At 48.7% G+C, this 19,492-nt stretch carries 17 protein-coding genes and 1 tRNA gene; 7 read left to right on the forward strand and 11 right to left on the reverse strand.

The window, feature by feature from the left end; genetic code table 11:
* Window positions 1-26 precede the first annotated feature (26 nt).
* The 5 genes from H6G46_RS06575 to sir all read right to left on the reverse strand — a co-directional run bounded on the left by H6G46_RS06575 (window position 27) and on the right by sir (window position 5,880).
* A complete protein-coding gene (locus tag H6G46_RS06575) occupies window positions 27-479 on the reverse strand; it encodes a pentapeptide repeat-containing protein (RefSeq protein WP_010871503.1) in 453 nt (150 codons plus the stop codon).
* 155 nt (window positions 480-634) lie between these two features.
* Entirely contained in the window at window positions 635-1,429 is a 795-nt protein-coding gene (gene trpA / locus H6G46_RS06580; protein WP_010871502.1) for a tryptophan synthase subunit alpha, read from the reverse strand.
* A 143-nt stretch (window positions 1,430-1,572) separates the two neighbouring features.
* Window positions 1,573-2,748 carry a DNA polymerase III subunit beta gene (dnaN, locus tag H6G46_RS06585; RefSeq protein ID WP_010871501.1) on the reverse strand — a complete coding sequence of 392 codons (1,176 nt, stop codon included), beginning with the start codon at window positions 2,746-2,748 and terminating at the stop codon, window positions 1,573-1,575.
* Between the two features lie 99 nt (window positions 2,749-2,847).
* Window positions 2,848-3,774 (reverse strand): EfeU/Ftr1 family ferrous iron transporter subunit, encoded by a 927-nt coding sequence (locus H6G46_RS06590; protein ID WP_010871500.1) that lies wholly within the window; start codon window positions 3,772-3,774, stop codon window positions 2,848-2,850.
* 198 nt (window positions 3,775-3,972) lie between these two features.
* The gene (gene sir, locus H6G46_RS06595; protein WP_010871499.1) at window positions 3,973-5,880 is read right to left on the reverse strand and encodes a sulfite reductase, ferredoxin dependent; all 1,908 of its coding nucleotides are present in this window, start codon (window positions 5,878-5,880) and stop codon (window positions 3,973-3,975) included.
* A gap of 251 nt (window positions 5,881-6,131) precedes the next feature.
* Between sir and H6G46_RS06600 the strand changes: the two genes are divergently transcribed.
* Complete coding sequence (locus H6G46_RS06600; protein WP_010871498.1) at window positions 6,132-6,794, forward strand: hypothetical protein; 663 nt, start codon at window positions 6,132-6,134, stop codon at window positions 6,792-6,794.
* A gap of 129 nt (window positions 6,795-6,923) precedes the next feature.
* Here H6G46_RS06600 and H6G46_RS06605 read toward each other — a convergent pair.
* The 4 genes from H6G46_RS06605 to H6G46_RS06620 all read right to left on the reverse strand — a co-directional run bounded on the left by H6G46_RS06605 (window position 6,924) and on the right by H6G46_RS06620 (window position 9,595).
* A tRNA-Pro gene (locus H6G46_RS06605) sits at window positions 6,924-6,997 on the reverse strand.
* A 52-nt stretch (window positions 6,998-7,049) separates the two neighbouring features.
* A complete protein-coding gene (locus H6G46_RS06610; protein WP_010871497.1) occupies window positions 7,050-8,483 on the reverse strand; it encodes a Ycf66 family protein in 1,434 nt (477 codons plus the stop codon).
* A gap of 198 nt (window positions 8,484-8,681) precedes the next feature.
* A complete protein-coding gene (rpmB, locus tag H6G46_RS06615) occupies window positions 8,682-8,918 on the reverse strand; it encodes a 50S ribosomal protein L28 (RefSeq protein ID WP_010871496.1) in 237 nt (78 codons plus the stop codon).
* 89 nt (window positions 8,919-9,007) lie between these two features.
* Window positions 9,008-9,595: a hypothetical protein gene (locus H6G46_RS06620; protein WP_010871495.1), complete on the reverse strand. Its 588-nt coding sequence runs from the start codon at window positions 9,593-9,595 to the stop codon at window positions 9,008-9,010.
* Window positions 9,596-9,729: 134 nt separating this feature from the next.
* Here H6G46_RS06620 and H6G46_RS06625 point away from each other — a divergent pair, with 134 nt between their 5' ends.
* From H6G46_RS06625 to H6G46_RS06645, 5 genes are all read left to right on the forward strand, one after another.
* Window positions 9,730-10,452 (forward strand): heme oxygenase (biliverdin-producing), encoded by a 723-nt coding sequence (locus H6G46_RS06625; RefSeq protein WP_010871494.1) that lies wholly within the window; start codon window positions 9,730-9,732, stop codon window positions 10,450-10,452.
* A gap of 222 nt (window positions 10,453-10,674) precedes the next feature.
* Entirely contained in the window at window positions 10,675-11,697 is a 1,023-nt protein-coding gene (gene hemF, locus H6G46_RS06630; RefSeq protein WP_010871493.1) for an oxygen-dependent coproporphyrinogen oxidase, read from the forward strand.
* 97 nt (window positions 11,698-11,794) lie between these two features.
* The gene (locus H6G46_RS06635) at window positions 11,795-12,445 is read left to right on the forward strand and encodes a Uma2 family endonuclease (protein WP_010871492.1); all 651 of its coding nucleotides are present in this window, start codon (window positions 11,795-11,797) and stop codon (window positions 12,443-12,445) included.
* A 27-nt stretch (window positions 12,446-12,472) separates the two neighbouring features.
* Window positions 12,473-13,324: a prolipoprotein diacylglyceryl transferase gene (gene lgt / locus H6G46_RS06640; RefSeq protein ID WP_010871491.1), complete on the forward strand. Its 852-nt coding sequence runs from the start codon at window positions 12,473-12,475 to the stop codon at window positions 13,322-13,324.
* A gap of 55 nt (window positions 13,325-13,379) precedes the next feature.
* Window positions 13,380-13,874, forward strand: coding sequence for a cupin domain-containing protein (locus H6G46_RS06645; protein WP_010871490.1), 495 nt, complete (start codon window positions 13,380-13,382; stop codon window positions 13,872-13,874).
* Here the strand turns inward: H6G46_RS06645 and H6G46_RS06650 are convergent.
* Both H6G46_RS06650 and H6G46_RS06655 read right to left on the reverse strand, forming a co-directional pair.
* On the reverse strand, window positions 13,864-15,285 hold the full coding sequence (locus tag H6G46_RS06650) for a DUF697 domain-containing protein (protein WP_223211328.1): 1,422 nt from the start codon (window positions 15,283-15,285) through the stop codon (window positions 13,864-13,866). The two genes, H6G46_RS06645 and H6G46_RS06650, sit on opposite strands and share 11 nt — an antisense overlap.
* Before the next feature lie 122 nt (window positions 15,286-15,407).
* Entirely contained in the window at window positions 15,408-17,930 is a 2,523-nt protein-coding gene (locus tag H6G46_RS06655) for an EAL domain-containing protein (protein WP_010871488.1), read from the reverse strand.
* A gap of 236 nt (window positions 17,931-18,166) precedes the next feature.
* Between H6G46_RS06655 and H6G46_RS06660 the strand changes: the two genes are divergently transcribed.
* On the forward strand, window positions 18,167-19,465 hold the full coding sequence (locus H6G46_RS06660) for an FAD-binding oxidoreductase (RefSeq protein WP_223211327.1): 1,299 nt from the start codon (window positions 18,167-18,169) through the stop codon (window positions 19,463-19,465).
* Window positions 19,466-19,492 lie beyond the last annotated feature (27 nt).

Below are 19,492 nucleotides of genomic sequence, written 5' to 3' on the forward strand. Positions count from 1 at the left end.
TCCTCGCCCAACTCCAGTCAAGGCCATCAATCGTCGCCGCCGCCAATACCAATGCCCGTGTTGTAAATTTCCGCATTTTGGATGTTCATACCCTCAACGGTGGCACCGGTCACATCCACGTCGTAGAGTTTAGCAAAGGCAAAGTTAGCCGAAGTCAAATTAGCTCGGTTGAGGGTGGCATTGGTGACCATGGCTCCTCGCAGATCGGCATTTTGCAGATTGGCACCGGTCAAATCAGCCCCTTCCAAGTTAGCTTCGTTGAGGTTTGTACCGGATAAATTGGCATTACGCAAATCTGCCCCAATCAGATGGGCTCCGGACAAGTCAGCCCCGGATAAATCACAGTTCATGCAGGCATTGGTTTCCAGCAGTTGTTGAACTTGATTTGCGTTTTCGGCGATCGCCGTTCCTCCCCATAGGAGGGGGCTAGCAAAAATTAGGCCAAGGGCAATTAATGGACTTTTGATCGTTTTCATCATCTTTCTCCTCTCGCTCAGTTGATCTCACGATAAAGGGAGACTACCCAAGCTGTCTTCACCCAAACGGGCTAATTTCCTTGGGGGATGGGGATTTCCGCCCTTAATTTTGCCGAAATTATGCTTCTTTTAAGCCTTGCCAACCGTACTAACTTTCTTTAACTGATGGCCGTTTTCAGTTCCCGGCAAAAAGTTTCCAAAGCTTGCAATCCTTCCGTCGGGGTTCCTTCCGCTAAACGCTTAACCATGGCGCTTCCTACAATTACTGCATCTGCGCCCCAAGCTTTCACCTGCTCAGCCTGTTCCGGTTGGGAAATACCAAAACCAACTCCAATCGGTTTATCGGTGACCTGGCGCATCCCTGCTAACAAAGCTTCCACCCTCGATCCCACTTCCGTTCTCACCCCCGTCACCCCTGTCACGCTGACCAAGTAAACAAAGCCCTGGGACTTTTTGGCGATCGCCGTTTGTCTTTCTGGGGAACTGGTGGGGGCCACCAACAAAATTAACTCCAACCCCCTTTCCGCTGTCGCTTCCAACAGGCGATCAGATTCCTCCAGGGGTAAATCCGGCACCACCAAACCCTTCACTCCAGCGGCCTTGATTTTGTCGAGGAAAACCTCCACACCCTGATAAAAAATAGGATTGTAATAGGTAAATAAAATTATCGGGGCGGCAATATCTTGGTGAACTTCTCGGACAATGGCGAGCACATCATCCAACTTGACCCCTTTTTGTAAAGCCCTAGTGGCCGCCGCTTGAATCACCGGGCCATCGGCCAAAGGATCGGAATAGGGCACTCCCAACTCAATTAAATCCGCCCCTGCCCGGTCTAGAATTCGCAACGCTTCGGCTGTGGTGGCTAAATCCGGGTCCCCCGCTGTGAGGAAAGGAATCAAAGCACATTCCCCCCGTTGACGAAGGGCATTAAAACAAGCGGCAACAGCGTTCATGGGCAGGCTAGGCTAGGACAAAAAGGAAGGTGGGATTGGGATCATCTCCCTGGAACGGACAGAGCAACCAACAATAAGCCTTGCTCTGAGCCTCACATATTTTGCCATAGTCCCATGGCCAATCCCCAAAGGATTTGCTCAACCTAATTCACCAGACGCACCGGCATGACTAGATAGGTCATTTTCAGGCCTCCCAGGGGAGTAAAAATTACCGGCTGATTGCCCTCATTAAGTTGCATTTGAATATCATTGCTAGGTAAAGCTTTCAGGCCATCCATCAAATATTTGATGTTGAACGCAATTTGCCCCCCTTCGCCAATGATTTCCGCCCCCATGGATTCTTCCCCATGTCCCAAATCCTGGGCTTCCACTGCCAACTGCAGTTGATTACCGGGGCTTTGTAAGGTGAAGGTGACCAAGTTATTTTTTTGGTCGGCCAGCACAGAAACCCTTTCCAAGGAAGTGATTAACCGTTTGCGCTCCATGGTGACGGTGCGACTAAACTGCCGGGGAATAAGCTGGTCATAGGCGGGATAGGCCCCCTCTAACTTACGGCTCGTTAACCGTTGATCCCCCAACTCAAAAATTACCTGGGTATCATTCACCACCAGGGAAACTAAATCACTGTTACCTTGGCTGGCCACCATTCTTTCTAATTCCCGCAAAGCCCGGGCCGGAATAGTGACAGCAAAATCTGCCAGGTCACTGCCCGTAATCACCGCTTCCCCTTCATCGTTTTCAATCTGGGTGGGGGCCTCCACCACTGCCAGTCGGTGACCATCAGTGGCCGCAAATTCCAAACTGTCGCCACTGCCTTTGATATGTACTCCTGTCAGTACTTGCTTAGTCTCGTCCGTACTGGCGGCGAACAGGGCCCCCCGTAACCCTTCATTGAGGGTTGCCACTGGTAACAGTAATGGTTTGACTCCTTCAACGGTGGGCAGAGCGGGAAAATCATCCGCATCCAGGCCCCGAATTTGGAACCGCCCTGATTCTGAGGTGATGGTGGTTAAATGGCTATCCCCAGCATCGCCATCGGGATCGATCGCCAGGGTAATATCTCCGTCCGGCAAGCGGGAAACAATGTCATTGAGCAATTTAGCAGGCAGGGTGATGCGGCCACTCTGTTGCACGTCGGCGGTGAAACTACTCTGGATACCAAGGCTGAGGTCAAAGGCCGTTAGGCGTAAATAATTTTTGTCTGCATCGGCTTCCAGGAGCACATTGCCCAACACGGGATGGGTAGGTCGGGAGGAAACAGCCCGACTGACCAGGGATAAACCACTGCTTAAATCACTTTGACGACAGATGAGTTTCATATACGCACGGGAAAAGGGGGGAAAGAAACCCTACCATTTTAGGGAGGTTAGGAAAAGACTTGACCAATGGTAAAAATTGAGGGCAACGCTGGCCCCTACCTAGGATTTTTGGGCCACAGCCTGGGGAGCATCACCTTTGCCGGCCAAACCTCGGAAATAAAGACTGCCAATGACACTTAAAAAAATGCCGTAGGCGATCGCCTGGAATAGGTAAAGGTGATCCCGGTAGCCCGCCAGGGTTTTGAGCACAATGCCGGGAAATTGATTATCTGGTAACCAGGGAGCTAAATTCCACAACAGGGGCCCCAGCAAGCAAGAATCACCGGGGACAAAACAGAGATAACCCAGGCCCAGATTGGCCAAGCCCATCATACTGACCGCCAGATCGAGATTTTTCAGCACCCCAATCACCAATCCTCCGACAATAATCAGCAACAGGGTGCCCATCACCTGGAAGAAAAGTTTCAAGTTCAGTTTGACCCCTAGGCGGAAAATTAAGAAGGCCATCACTACCGCTGTACCAATGCCCGCCAACGCCGCCCCGATCGCCGCTGGATTGGCCATATTTTGTTGGGCTGCTAGGAATAGGACCATTTCAAAACCTTCCCGCACCACAGCAATGAAAACCACAATGGCAATGGCTTTACCCCCTCCTTCTTTTTCCACCGCCTGGTTAATTTGCCCCTGGATTTCCCCCCGCAGGGAACGGGCTTGTTTGGTCATCCAGAGCAACATCCAACTCAGCATCCCCACGGCGATCGCCCCCAAGAGAGCGGCCAAAAGGGCTTTTAAAATAGGGGTGTAGGGCCCCGGCAATCGTTCAACTCCCTGCAATACCCCTGCCAGCAGGCAACCCACTAAAACGCTGGCCACCACCCCGGCACTAATGCCCCGATAAACCCAGCCTTTGAGTTGCATTTGCTGGGCCCGGGCAAGACAAGCCAACACAATGCCCACCACGAGGGATGCTTCCAATGCTTCCCGCAGGGTGACAATGAAAATGGGTAAACCGGAGGCAAAATCCATCTTGATTAAGAGGCTAGGAGAACTGAGATACAGATAGTTGAAATTTTGCTGAATTGGTTGGCAGGACCCTAATTTTTCTCCCAATATGAGTGTTCCGGAGCACTTCGGTCCAGTTGATCCCAATTGACCAAAGCGCCACCAAACTTGGGAGATCGGGCGGTTTAGCCGACGGAACTTTAGGGAAATTATGGCAAGGAATTATTTGCCCAGGTAAGCGGTGAGGGCTTGCTGCACAATCTGATTCATGGGGCAATTATCCCGCTCAGACCGGGCCTTAAGCTGGGCATACATTTCATCGGACAGGCTGACCCGCCGTTGGTTTTTGCGGTTTTTACCGCCCTTGGCCGGTGCTGTGTAACCATGGCTAAATTCCCGTAGGGCAGTGAAGCCCACTCGATGGCAAAAGTCTCCAAAACTTTCCTTACCTTTACGGCTCTGCTTGAAGTACACAAATAAAGGTTCAAAAAGGCTTTCTAGCTGTTCCAGGGGCATTTTTTCCGTATAGGCTGCCGCTAAACGTTCCTGGTTCGGACTTCCCCCCAGCCACACTTGGTAACTGTTGGGGGCACTACCAACAAAACCAATTTCCGCCATGTAGGGCCGGGCACAACCGTTGGGGCAACCGGTCATGCGGGTGACGATACTTTCATTGGGTAAATCCAGACTGTTCAACAAATCCCGCAGACGGGCGTTAACACTGGGCATAATTCTTTCCGACTCGGTGACTGCTAGGCCACAGGTGGGCAGGGCGGGGCAAGCCATGGAGTAACGGACTAGGGTGTCGATCGCCTCTGGGTCGGTGACTACGCCGTGCTGTTGGAAAATTTGCTCGATCGCCGCTTTATCCTGGGCATTGATGTCGTAGAGCAGGATATTGTGGTTGGCGGTGAGGCGCAGGGGCAATTGGAATTGGTCCACTACCTTGCGCAGGGCGGTTTTAAGCTGAAAATCCCCCTCGTCTTTGATGCGGCCATTTTCCACCGACAAACCGAAAAAGAGCTTGCCATCCCCCTGTTCGTGCCAACCGAGGTAATCTTGGTAACGCCAGGCTGGCAGAGGTTTGAAAGATTGGAACGGTTTACCCATGTAGGTTTCCACTTGTTTGCGGAATTTTTCCACCCCCCAGTCCGCCAACAAATATTTCATCCGGGCATGGCGACGGTTATGGCGATCGCCGTAATCCCGTTGGGTGGCCACAATGGCTTTGACTAGATCATAGACATCGTCTTTGCTCACATAACCAATGGGGTCAGCGGCCCGGGCAAAGGTTTCCTCTTTATTGTGGGTACGTCCCAAACCACCGCCAGCCAATACATTAAAACCCCGTAGCTCCCCATGGCGATCGGTGATTACCACCAAACTAATATCGTGGGTGTAAACGTCAATGGAATTGTCCCCCGGCACGGTGACGCTAATTTTGAATTTCCGGGGCATGAACTGTTGGCCGTAAATCGGTTCCTTGGGGTCATTCAGGTTAGTGCCATTGAGATCCTTTTGCCGGGCCGCTTTAACTTCCGGGGCTTCCTCCCCACTAATGACCTTTTCCCCATCGAGCCAAATTTCGTAATAGGCACCGCTCTGGGGGCTGAGTAGATCCGCCACCTTATTGGCATAGTCCCAGGCATAACCATATTCCGGTTTATCTCGGAAGGGTGCCGCCGGAGCCATCACGTTACGGTTAATGTCGCCACAGGCTCCCAACGTGGACCCCAAATTATTCACCACCGTGGCGATCGCCATTTTCAGGTCTTTTTTGACAATGCCGTGGATTTGCAAACCTTGTCTGGTGGTCACCCGGAGAGTTTGGTTACCGTGGGTTTTGGACAGATCATCTAGGGCGGTGTAGAGTTGGGCCGGAATCAATCCCCCCGGATTGCGGGTGCGGAGCATAAACTGATAATCCTTTTCTTGCCCCTTAACCCGATTGTCCCGATTGTCCTGTTGGTAGGAACCGTGGAATTTCAGAATTTGGACGGCATCGTCCGTAAAATAGTTAGCATCATTCAACAGTTCGGTGGCCAGGGGTTCCCGTAAATAATTGCTTCTTTCCTTGATGCCTTCTACCTTGGACGGTTTACGGGGGGCAGCGGTGGGGGTGGTTACCATTAACTCTCTCTATGTAATCGACGGGAAAATCGTCCGTGGTTAATCCACAGAAAACCCTATTTTAACTTTAATAGTGGGCGAGAGATACCATTCCCCCGGTCAAGCGGCGATCGCCAAATCTGTTTATACTTTGGCCCTTGTCAGCGGTAAAACAGGGTTAATTTCCTTCCCTTAGCCTAACATTGACCATAATCAGCTCCATGGGTCCTTCCTAGCTTTGGTGCTACCATTTATCGCCTCCTCCTCCTCCAATGTTAAAAATTCTGCAAAAATTACTCATCGGTGTTCTCACACTTTGCCCCAGTATGGCCCTGGCCGGGGTGCCCAACGGCACTTGGTTATCCCAACCCCAAATCCGTTTCTATGCTTCCCAAAACGCCCTAGACCAAGTGATGAAGGATATTCAAAGTCAGGGCTACCGCCTTGTATTTTTGGATTTTCGGGGAGTAGCGGACGATGTGCAGGAACAAATTAGTCAACAAGCCCGCAACCATAACTTAATTCCCATTGCCTGGGTCCAATCTCCCCAATACCGCCGCCTCACCATTGAACAAATTATTAATGAAGCCCGCCACACGGACGGTTTACAGGTGGATGACCATTTTTTTGCCAACTACTCCTCCAGGGATTTTGAGTATTTAGCTAACCAGTATCGTAAGTTTATTTTTTGCTCCATTCAGCCATTCCAAAAGAACCTGGTGCCCCGCTACGGCTGTAACCAAATTGATGTGCAATGTTATACTTCCCCCACATTTAAGCAATGCCTTAACTTAGCGAACCAACTCAATGCAGTGGTGAGTCTCTACGAAAAAGACACATTTAAATATCGAGAACAAATTGGCGGCAAAAATTTTAACGTTTTCCTTTGGCCTTATACTAATCAGCGCATTTATGACACGGGAAATTTTCGCTAGCCTAACCCTTGCCATACTAATTTGGATCTGAAGGTGGGTATTGTGGAAAAATTCCTATGGAAACCGTAGATGACTGTAATTGTTAGAGGTTGATAAAATAACAACAAAGAGTGTGTCATCGTACAACAATCGGGATGACAGGATTCGAACCTGCGGCCCCTTCGTCCCGAACGAAGTGCGCTACCAAGCTGCGCTACATCCCGCAATGAAGCTTTACGATCCTAACATAGGACATCTCCTTTCAGAGTTAACTGTTTAGCCATCGGCCCAATTTTGTTTTTCCTCGGTGGGCTCTTCCCCTTCATTTTGGGTCTCTTCTTCCTCTGCAATGTCTGTATTGACCGTAGTTTCGTTGACATCAGTCCTTGGCTCTGGAACCTCTTCTAGGTCACTGGCGATCGCCTCGGTAATTTCTCCAATTTCTTCTGTCTCTGTTTCCCTTTCATAAACTTCATCAACGCCGCTGGAATCTGGCCCTTGCTCAATGTTGGTTTCAGGGTCGACAAGTTCTGGCATGGTTACCTCAATTACCGCCGCCGTTGTTCCAGACATTGGAGCAATAACTTCATCTACTACTATTTCCTCCTGGGCTATTTGCTCCTCCTCGATTAAAGGAGCTGCAGGCGCTTCCTCTGCAGTTATATTTTCTGAATCGGGCACTTCGATTAAGGTGATTTGCTGTTCAATTTGCACCGTTTCCACCACAGCAATTACCTTGGTCTGATCATTTTCTGGGTTATCCTCGCTGACTTCATCGGAAATTTCCCCACCAGGACTAGAATCTTCCGTCGATGGTAGATCCTCGCCCCAATCTTCCCCGTCATCCCAATCATCGGTTTGAGCGGTGGAACTCTCCGGCTCAATGGCTACTTTCTGCTCCACCGTTTCTGGCTGGGATGCTTTGGGCTGTACTGGGGGAACTGCCGCCTTTTTACGACCAAATAAGCGTTGAAACAGTTTCGATTTAGGTTTTTTGAGCAGAACCTCCTCCTCTTTCTCTGGAGCAGGATTAACTGGCTTTTCTTCCTTTTGGCCAACCATTTCAGCGACCTTTTCCACCGCTTCTTCAGCTTTTTCTACGACTTCTTCGGCCAGGGTTTCGGCGGCTTGATTCAATTCCACCACTACTTCTTCTGCTGTTTCTATTGCACTTTCTGCTTCTGTTGGAATACTCTCACTAACTTGTTCAACAGTGCTTGTAACCGTTTCTGTAACTGATGCTGGGGCGGAATCATCAACAGATTTCAGTTGCTCCCCTGTTTCTGGCAAATCTCGTTTAACGGCCCCGGTTACGGATTCAACTTCAGTGTTGTCTTGATCCTTTGTTGCAGCCTTTTTATCGTCAACGGCGACTGGAGTTTTAACTTTAGGTTTACGTTGCAAACCACCAGCGAACCAATCCAGCAGGGAGAAACTAGGAACTTCCACAATGGCATTGCTGGCGATCGCCGCCCGGAGTCGCAGAGTTTGCCAAGCAAAGGCCAGCACCAACACCACCACGGCTGCTTGGCCAAGGAGAATGGCTCCAGTGAAACGTTGGGCACAGTTCCAGAGCACTAGGCCGTAGAAAAAGCCCACGCCACTCCAAAGGAAATCGTCCTTGCGATGCAATTTTGGGGCAAAAAATGCCGAAAAGAAAAAAGCTAGACTGGCTAAGGCCACTGCACCGGATAGCATCAACGCCAACATCGGAAGTTACTCCATCGAGAAGTTCACCTTTCCATTCTGCGTTATCTTGACCTTCCTGTTAAATTATCGTCCCCTGTTAACCCAGTGGTTTTACCCCCCAATGGCAAGGAGCAGGAACCATATCGAAGATTCTGCTCCTCTGTGGATTTGTCCATGGGAAGCTGTCTGGGATACCAACAAAAACTACAGCCGATCGCTCTAGAATTTATTCAAGTTGATGCCCGCTTCCTTGGCCATGGCGTTGATGCCTTTGGATTCCAAAGTTTTAATGGCAGTGGTGGAAAGACGCAGACGGACAAAGCGATTGCCTTCGGGCCACCAAACCCGTTTCCATTGCAAATTTGCCTGTTGTAATTTCTTGGTGCGACGGTGGGAGTGAGATACGGCAAAACCGTTATTAGCTTTTTTCCCGGTCAGTTGACAGCGACGGGCCATGGCAGATCTCCTTATGATCAGATAAAGTCCGATCTAACACTATATCAGAGGATTATGGGCGGGCGATCGCCATTCTCTGGCTAAATCGTTTAAAACTTAATGCCGCTGGGCTGATCAGGGGTGGCCACAATGCGATGGCAACCGGAATTGGGCTTAGCCCATTGATATTGATACTCCACTGGATTACCCCAGCAAATACCGAGAAAAAGCTCCTGTTGGGTGGAGTCTAACTCAGCCCATTCCCCCTGTTCCCACAATTCCGCCAAAGATTCCCGCCGTAGAGGTCGGTGCTGATGGGCAATAAGCCAATAATTTAACTGCTGGGTGTGCCGTTGCCAAAATGCCAATATTTCCTGTTTAACAGCCATTAATTTTTCCTTATCCCCTTCCACGGCAATTAATTGGTTGTGCAACTCGGGAAACTGAATGGATTCCCCCCGGAAATGGCATTGCCGCCACACCAGCCCCGAAACGTTATGTTGCCTTTGATATTCATGGATCTGCCCACGAAAATCTTGATAGGCAAACACCTTCCCCACTTGGTCGAGGTTGATAGCCTTAGCCATGATCGGATTGTCCAGGCGATCGCCAGGGGAGAGGAGCACTCGTTTACCCTGACAAGTTGCCCTTAGCTCCTGCTCCAAAATTTCTAGCAATTGCTGGGTTGTGTAGGTCATGGCCAAAGGGAGGACGTTAAAAAAACTTAATGGTACGACTCAACGAATCCGTTTAGGCTAATAAACTAGGCGTATTTTTATCTTCGTTAAAAGCCAATTTTTCATTCAACCCAAGATATACAGGTATTTTTAGCATGAGTGTCAACTTAGCTTCCCAGTTGCGGGAAGGGACGAAAAAATCCCACTCCATGGCGGAGAACGTCGGCTTTGTCAAATGCTTCCTCAAGGGCGTTGTCGAGAAAAATTCCTACCGTAAGCTGGTTGGCAATCTCTACTTTGTCTACAGTGCCATGGAAGAGGAAATGGCAAAATTTAAGGACCATCCCATCCTCAGCCACATTTACTTCCCCGAACTCAACCGCAAACAAAGCCTAGAGCAAGACCTGCAATTCTATTACGGCTCCAACTGGCGGCAAGAAGTGAAAATTTCTGCCGCTGGCCAAGCCTATGTGGACCGAGTCCGGCAAGTGGCCGCTACGGCCCCTGAATTGTTGGTGGCCCATTCCTACACCCGTTACCTGGGGGATCTTTCCGGCGGTCAAATTCTCAAGAAAATTGCCCAAAATGCCATGAATCTCCACGATGGTGGCACAGCTTTCTATGAATTTGCCGACATTGATGACGAAAAGGCTTTTAAAAATACCTACCGTCAAGCTATGAATGATCTGCCCATTGACCAAGCCACCGCCGAACGGATTGTGGATGAAGCCAATGACGCCTTTGCCATGAACATGAAAATGTTCAACGAACTTGAAGGCAACCTGATCAAGGCGATCGGCATTATGGTGTTCAACAGCCTCACCCGTCGCCGCAGTCAAGGCAGCACCGAAGTTGGCCTCGCCACCTCCGAAGGCTAGATTTACCTAGCGTGACAACTTATCCAGGAAAAACTGGTGATTTTAGGGAATCGAATCAACCTAGAGTTGCCAGTTTTTCTCCGTCTGTTTAGAGCTTATTTAAGCCGATCTCCTAGTCTCGCAATTATTGGGATGGATCAGACCCAAAATTCCCCAAGATTGATTGGCGGACTCTAGGATAATTTCAGATTTTTCATTCATCTTTTTTTAACAATCTCCACCATGACCGTCTCTCCCACAACCCAGCCCCAAACTAATCATTCCTTGCCCCCGGCGGACGCTAAACAGCGGGTCAGCCAATTTATGCAAACTCTTCAAGACGAAATTTGTCAGGGTCTAGAGGCCTTGGATGGCAAGGGCAAATTCCAGGAAGATAGTTGGCAACGGGAAGAAGGGGGCGGTGGCCGTTCCCGGGTGTTGGCGGACGGAGATTTTTTGGAACAGGGCGGAGTCAATTTTTCCGAAGTCTGGGGCAAATCCCTACCTCCTTCAATTTTGAAGCAACGCCCCGAAGCGGAAGGCCACGAATTTTATGCCACGGGCACTTCCATGGTGTTGCACCCAAAAAATCCCTACATTCCCACGGTGCATCTTAATTACCGCTACTTTGAAGCAGGCCCGGTGTGGTGGTTCGGAGGTGGAGCCGATTTAACTCCCTACTATCCCTTTGCTGAAGATGCGGCCCATTTCCATCACACGTTAAAAAATGCCTGTGACCAAACCCATGGGGAATTTTATCCGGTATTTAAACGCTGGTGCGACGAGTATTTTTACCTCAAACATCGCCAGGAAATGCGGGGTATTGGCGGCATCTTTTTTGATTACCAAGATGGCAATGCTCCCCTGTACCGTGGCCCTGACCCCAATGGCCCGGCGGCCCAGTACAGCAACCAATTAGCCCCCATTGAACCCCTGGGTTGGGAGGATTTATTTAGTTTTGCCCAACGCTGTGGTCGGGCCTTTTTACCTGCTTACAGTCCCATTGTGGAAAAACGTCGCAATACTGAATATGGCGATCGCCAACGGCAGTTCCAGTTATATCGCCGGGGTCGGTATGTGGAATTTAACTTGGTCTATGACCGGGGCACCATTTTCGGTTTGCAAACCAATGGCCGCACTGAGTCCATTTTGATGTCTTTACCTCCCTTAGTACGTTGGCAATATTGCTACAGTCCCGAAGCCGGTAGTCCCGAGGCGGAATTAACGGAAAAATTCTTAGTTCCCCAGGACTGGGTTAATAGTTAGTTCTCTCTATTCACTTCTGCCTTAGGCTGGGGATTAATCCTGCTCTTTGGTAGAGGGGCCATAATGGAAACTAGCCATATTGCGAGGAAGAAGAGCCATGTTGCTAGCCCTAGACCGCATCAGTGTGCTTCCCGGCCAGACCTTGGTTTTGCGGGATGTGGATTGGGACGAATTTGAAGCTTTGCTGGAAGAACTCGGTGAACATCGCAGTTCCCGCATTGCTTACTATGGTCAACAACTAGAAATTATGGCTCCCCTGCCTGAACACGAAATTGATAAAGAACTAGTGGGCGACTTAGTCAAAGCTTTGTTAGAGGAGCTAGACATTGAATTTTCCCCCTTGGGTTCAACAACTTTTAAAAATAAGTTTCTCGGTCTGGGTTTAGAGCCAGATAGCTGTTTTTATATTCAAAATGAAGCGAAAGTGCGGGGTTTAAAACGTTGGGATACCACCATTGATCCTCCACCGGATTTAGCTCTCGAAGTGGATCTAACTTCCCGTACCCATTTAGATATTTATGCCCAATTAGGGGTGCCGGAAGTGTGGCGTTTTAAACGCAGACAATTGGAAATTCACTGCCTAGAACAAGGGGAATACCGCCAAAGGGAAGTTAGCTCGATTTTTCCTGATTTTGATCTCAGGGAAATTATTCCCGCCTATCTACAACGCATTGACCAGGAAGGCCGCAACAAAACCATCAAGGCTTTTCGCATTTGGGTAAAATCCCACATTGATGCTAAGAATTAGAGGTTGGCGATCGCCGAAGGAAGATTAATGATTGAGCAAATATTTTTCGGACAATTTCAGTCCCCCGGGCCGGTGATGTTCCAGATAGGGGGTTTTGCCCTGCGTTGGTACGGATTTTTGATTGCCAGTGCTGTCATTATTGGTTTGAATCTCTGTCAATGGTTGGGGCAAAAACGGGGCATTAACCCGGATTTATTCAACGATTTAGTCATTTGGTTAGTGGTGGCGGCCATCCCTTCTGCTCGCCTATATTACGTCGCCTTTGAGTGGCCCCGCTATGCCCAGCATTGGTTAAATATTTTTGCCATTTGGCAAGGGGGCATTGCTATCCATGGGGCCTTGATTGGGGGAACGATCGCCATTCTTGTTTTCAGTCGCTACCATCAGTTATCTTTCTGGAATTTGCTGGATGTACTCACCCCGGCGGTTATTCTCGGCCAGGCGATCGGTCGGTGGGGCAACTTTTTTAACTCCGAAGCTTTTGGTGCCCCCACTAATTTGCCTTGGAAGCTCTATATTCCCTTTGCTAATCGTCCGCTAAATCTGACCAGCTATGCCTATTTCCATCCTACTTTTTTATACGAATCAGTCTGGAACCTAGGAATTTTTGCAATCTTGATAGCCCTATTTTTTTATGGACTAAGAAATCCAGAAAAAATCAAAACTGGGACCATAACCTGTGTTTATTTGATTGGTTATAGCCTCGGTCGAGTGTGGATTGAAGGTTTAAGATTAGATAGTTTGATGCTTGGTCCTCTGAGAATAGCTCAGGTTGTTAGCATCACCCTAGTTTTATTGGGAACAGCGGGAATTGTCTGGTTATATCTTCTGCAGAAAAATTTACCGGACTGGTCGGAGCGAAAATTGGTAAAAAATTAACTTAATTCGGCAAATTAACAGGCTTAATTAAATACTCTAATCTAGGAGAAATTTTATGAAAAAAGAAATTAATTATTGGGTAGAAAAGTTGGAGCTACTCCCCCATCCTGAAGGGGGATTTTATAAGGAAACCTATCGATCGCCAGTAGAGGCAAATTTTGCAGGATTTGACGGCAGTAGAAATGTAGTTACCGGAATTTATTTTTTGATGACCAAGGACAACTTTTCCGCTTTCCACAGGATTAAATCCGATGAAATGTGGCATTTCTATGCCGGTGATAGCTTGGAAATTTACTGGTTTTCTCCCCAGGGAGAGCTGGAGGTGATCAGCCTGGGCTTGGATTTGGAAAAAGGAGAAGTGCCCCAAGCGGTGGTTCTCAAGGATGGTTGGTTTGCTTCTCGGGTTAAAAACGGCGGAGATTATGCCCTAGTGGGTTGCACCGTTGCCCCTGGATTCGATTTTCAGGATTTTGAGTTGGCCAATCGGGAAGATTTGCTCAAGCTCTACCCCCGCTCCGCCGAGATTATTAACCAGTTAACTAGGCAATAGTTGGGGAGGCTGGACTTAATTGTTGTCGGGCTCGCTGGAAAAATCCTTGCAATACGGCCCGACGCTGATTTTGCTCAAAGGTCTGTTTGACCACTGCGGTCAATTTTTGCCAATCCCATTGGGGTTCACTGAGGTCGGGATCTTGACTTTCCAGGAAAGTGATTAAACTCAAACCAGCAATGCGAGTCAAGTAAGCGGCGCTTAATCCTTGGAGGGCACCACCGGCCAAGTAAGTGAGGGGCTGACTTTTTAGCAATGCTCCCAGAGCTTGGGTAGATAGTTCCACCATACCTAATTTGATCAGGATTGTTCCCATCTCTTTGGCGACTGTTTGGGCCTGGGCCAGGGAAATTTTTTGATGGTACAGTTCCCCCAAGTCCCAGACCAGTTGACCATTGATGGCGATCGCCGTCAGCAGATCTAAATTAGCCACGGGATTAAACAAGGCGGTGCCAGCGGCTAACCATTGGGCCTGTTCCACTAGGGGAATGGCTAGGGTGCGGCGATTTTCTCGCCACCGTTGCTCCACCTGTTGGTTAATGGCCTGGCATCGACGCCATTGTTGACCCAAAACCAGGGATTCCCACTGCTCTGTGGCCTGTTGTTGCAGTTGGGACAGCAAATTCCCCAGGTCGGGGGGAGGAGTTTCCTGGTCGATTTCCCATTCTCCATCGGCCAAATAACGACGGATTTGGATCGGTTGGGGGGCGGCGCTAATGGGAATAACCGGGTTGGCGTTACCCAATTGATTCACCTGATGCTGCAATTGATCCCAGAGGATTTGGCGATCGCCGATCGGGTAAATATCCTGCTTATTAAATAACAATTGCCAATGGTGATGGTGGGTTTGCAAAAACTCCAACACCTGCCACTGGGAGCTGGTCAAATCTCCGGTGGCTAGGACTAGGACCCAATGGGCTTCCGTCATTGACTGGGCCATGGTTTCCGGGGGAGTTTCCGCTGCCACCACTTGCCAATTCAAAATTAATGGTTTTTCTCCTTCCCCTGGGGTCAACCGGGACGGCAATAGGTCCAATAAGCTGGTTTTGCCACTGCGTTTTTCCCCTAGGACAATACCGTTTAATGCTTGGGGTGGGGGGGCTGGTTTTTGTAATGCTTGCAGTTCCTGGGCCAAATCTTCCAGAACCAAATCCGGTGCCTGGGCCTGACGGCGGGCCAATAACTTTTCCCCCTGGGCGATCACCTTTTGCAGAACCTCTGGAGTTAACATCTGTTTCTGCTCAGGAGGAGCATGATGACGCCGCCGCCACCGCCAGATAACCAATCCCAGACCGGATAAAGCCCATAAACCCCATTGGTCCCATGGTTGTTCGGCACTGTGGGTGGTGGACCAAAGCCCCAGTAGGACTGACAGGCCAATTCCCCCCATCACGAGGGGCTTTTTAAACACAGTCTTAAACCCCATTGTTAGACCTGGTTGCCCCATTGCATCCCTTCCCTTCAAGCTAATCCAACTAGGCCGAATAACCCAGAAAACTAACCTGGATTTTGGCTAATCCCATCCTACCGGAATCAGGGGAAGAACGGTGGCTTCTGCCCCAGGCTTTCCCATTCCTCCACGGCGATCGCCGGACTGAATAGATAACCTTGGCCATAATCACAGCCTTGGAGACGAAGAAAATTCCACTGTTCTGGGGTTTCAATGCCCTCAGCAATCACTTTTAGCTCTAGATGGTGGGCCATGGCAATAATGGCCCGCACCAACCCCACAGTATTATTATCATGGGGCAACAATTCTACAAAGGAGCGATCAATTTTGAGGGAATTAAAGTTAAATTTACGCAGATAGTTTAACGAACTGTAACCAGTACCAAAATCATCCAGGGAAAGGGCAATATTTTCTTCTTCTAAATCACTTAAATTTTTCAGTAGGTCGCCATTTTCTTCCAGGATTAAATTTTCTGTAATTTCCAGCTCTAACCATTCCGGTCGCACCTGATACCGTTGTAAGAATCCCTGCAAAATAGCAACAAAATAACTATCTTTTAACTGCCGGGGGGAAACATTCACCGACACCCAAAAAGTTTGCTCCCCCAAGGCGCTATGCCAATGGGCTGCCTGGCAACAGACATTATCTAGTAACCATTCCCCCAACTCCACAATCAAACCCACCTCCTCTGCAATGGGAATAAACTGATCCGGCGGCACTGTACCCAGCAGTCGATTATGCCAACGCATCAACGCTTCCGCCCCGACAATTTGCCCCGACTCCAAACTGACAATGGGCTGATATAAAATTTGGAATTCCTGGCGGGATAAACCCTGGCGCAATTCCGACTCTATTGCCATTCTCTGTTGGGCTGCCTGGTTCATATGGGGGGTGAAAAAACGAAACATATTCCGCCCCGCTAGCTTGGCCGCATACATGGCCGTATCCGCATTCCGCAGCAAGACATCAGCATGGAAACCATCGTCGGGAAAAACGGTAATGCCAATGCTGCCATGGACAAAAAATTCCAGACCTTGCAAATTGACCGGCTGCCGCATCACCCTTAATAACCGTTGGGCGATCGCCATTAACTTACGGCTATGGGAAACCTGATCTAAAATGATTAAAAATTCATCCCCCCCCAAGCGAGCAACGGTATCTGTCTGTCGCAAAGCCCGTTGTAATCGTTCCGAAACTTCCACTAGAAGTTGATCCCCCGCATCGTGGCCGAGGGTATCATTCACTTTTTTAAAATTATCCAAATCCAAAAACATTAAACCAAATATATGTTTCTGGCGTAGGGCCGACTCGATGGCTTGTTGGAGCCGATCCTTGGCTAAAATGCGGTTGGGTAAACCGGTTAAATGGTCATAATGGGCTTGGTGAAAAAGAGCCTCCGCTTGTTGTTTTTCCTTGGTAATATCTTCTTTGACTGCTACATAATGGGTGACAATACCCTGCTGATTAGAAATGGGGGAAATGGACGCCCTTTCCCAATATAATTCCCCATTTTTTCTACGGTTATGAAATTCCCCGTGCCAATTACGACCGGAGGCCAAGGTTTTCCACATTAATTCATAATCTTCTTGGGTTTTATTGCCGGATTTTAAAATTCTGGGATTTCTGCCCAGCACTTCTGCTGATTTATAACCAGAAATTTCTTCAAACTTAGGATTGACATAGGTAATATTGCCCTGAACATCGGTAATAACAATGGAAGCAGGACTTTGTTCGCAGGCTTGGGAGAGAATTTTGAGTTGTTTTTCGGCTTTTCTGCGTTCGGTAATATCGCGCATGACAAACAGTAAACAATCTACCCGATTAAATTCCATCGGCTCCCCGGATAGCAACATTGTCCGGACTTGTTTTTCCTGGTCATAGACTTCAATTTCCCGATTTTCAAACTTAACCAGGCCATCTTTTTGCCATAGCAATAAATCCCTTAAAAAACTTTGTCTTTGTTGTTCATCTACCCAAAAGTAAAACTGCTGACGACTCACTCCCACCAATTCCTGTTTGGTCAAGCCAAAAAATTGACAAAATGGCTGATTAACATCCATAATACAGCCGCTATTACGGCCGTAAATAAAAATGGGGTCAGGACTTTGGTTAAAGGCAACGGCAAAGTTGATTTCCGACTGCATTAATGCCGCTTGGGTCCGGGCTGTTTTTTCAATTTGTTCTTCTAATTGTTGATTCTTTTGCAGCAGAGCTTGGTTTGTTTGATGTAACTTGAGTTGTAGTTGTAAACGGGTGATAATTTCCTCTTGCTGAAATGGTTTGTGGATGTAGTCCACTGCCCCCAATTCTAATCCTTTGACAATGCTTTTTTGATCGGTGAGGGCAGAAAGAAAAATGATCGGAATTTCCGCTGTGGCTGGAGCCGCTTTGAGACGACGACAAACTTCAAAGCCATCTATACCGGGCATCATAATATCCAAAACAATTATGTCCGGTTGCACTTGGTTGATCTCAGTAATGGCTGTTAATCCATCCTCCGCTATGAACACTTTCCAGCCTTGTTTTTCCAGAAAACGCTGGAGAATTTTAAGATTCAAAGGGCTATCGTCAATGGCAAAAACTGTGGGGACTTGGGGGGATGACATTGACCTCTCAGGGACGGGATAAAAAGTTTGACCTGTTCAACGGAAGGACGGTGGTAAAGGAGTCTCCCTTACCCCTAGACAAATTCTAGCAACTACCGTCAAGCATTATGCTATTGTCCAAGAATATGGGACCCTCAGTCTTGCCTTAATTTGTTTTAAATTAACCACAAAACTGCGTCAAAATCGACGTTGTAATTGGAGATTTTGGGGGTTGCTATTTGTCTTTATCAATGCCCATGGCTGTTGTTTCCCTACCTTTTTCACCCCAAAACTTTCCCCACAGCTCTAGCTGTTCCGTCCAAGATTTGCCTCCCCACCAACAAATGGCGATCGCCCAGGCTTTAGCTGAGCCGGAACATGCCCCCAGTCATTGGGTGGCCCCAGAAAGTCAGCAAGAGTTGCAATGTTTGCTAAGTGAGTGCGATCGAAATAATTGGCCAGTCATCCCCTGTGGCAACCAAAGTAAATTGGCTTGGGGTGGATTAGCTAAGCCGGTGCAGTTACTGGTTAGCAGTGCTGGCCTGAATAGGATTGTTGACCATGCGGTGGCAGATTTGACCGTGACGGTGGAAGCGGGGGTCAAACTCAAGGATTTACAGGCTATTTTGCAACCCCATCAGCAATTTCTGCCCCTTAATCCCCTCTACCATGACCAGGCAACGGTGGGAGGCATTATGGCCACAGGTTGTGCGGGGCCGTGGCAACAGCGTTACGGTGGGGTGCGAGACCTAGTTTTGGGGTTCTCCTTTGTCCGCTGGGATGGGCAACTGGCCAAAGCCGGCGGTAGGGTGGTCAAAAATGTGGCAGGTTATGACCTGATGAAACTTTTCGTTGGTTCCTACGGCACGTTAGGTTTTATTTCCCAAATTACCTTCCGTCTTTACCCTCTACCTTCCCATTCCCAAACAGTTTTTTTAACTGGTGATACCAACCAACTAGCCAAACTCAGCCAAGCCCTGCGGCGATCGGGACTGGCACCCACCGCGGCCCTAATCTGTTCCCCGGCTCTAGTTCAAGCATTAAACCTTGGGGAAGAATTGGGCTTACTCGTCCGTTTCCAAAACCTAGAGCCGGTGGTGCAGGCCCAGATTGATGAGGTAAAAAAACTCGCCCAAACTTTGACCTTGGCCAGCCAGTCCTTTGACAATCAAGCAGAGAGCGAACTTTGGCAACGGTGGGAAAATGCCATGGCCGGGCAGGGTACTACGGAAACCATACTCTGTAAGTTTGGTCTTTTACCCGCTAAGGCAGCGGATTTTCTGCAACAGTTACCAGGGTTGGGACATGTACAATTGGGCAATGGCATTGGTTGGGTACGTTTTGGCCAACTGGACCGGGAAAAGTTGAACCAGCAAAGGCAAATTTGTCAGAATTATGGTGGTTATGTAACGGTGTTAGAAGCGTCTCCGGAATGTAAAAAACACTGGGACGTTTGGGGCCAGAGTGGCCATGGTTTGGCTATGATGGGCCGTCTAAAAAATCAGTTCGACCCCCACAATACTTTTAGTCCTGGGCGCTTTGTAGGTGGTTTTTAGCAGTAAAAAAATAGTTTGATGACATTT

This window comes from Synechocystis sp. FACHB-908 (genome assembly GCF_014698595.1).
Classification (GTDB): Bacteria; Cyanobacteriota; Cyanobacteriia; order Cyanobacteriales; family Microcystaceae; genus Synechocystis.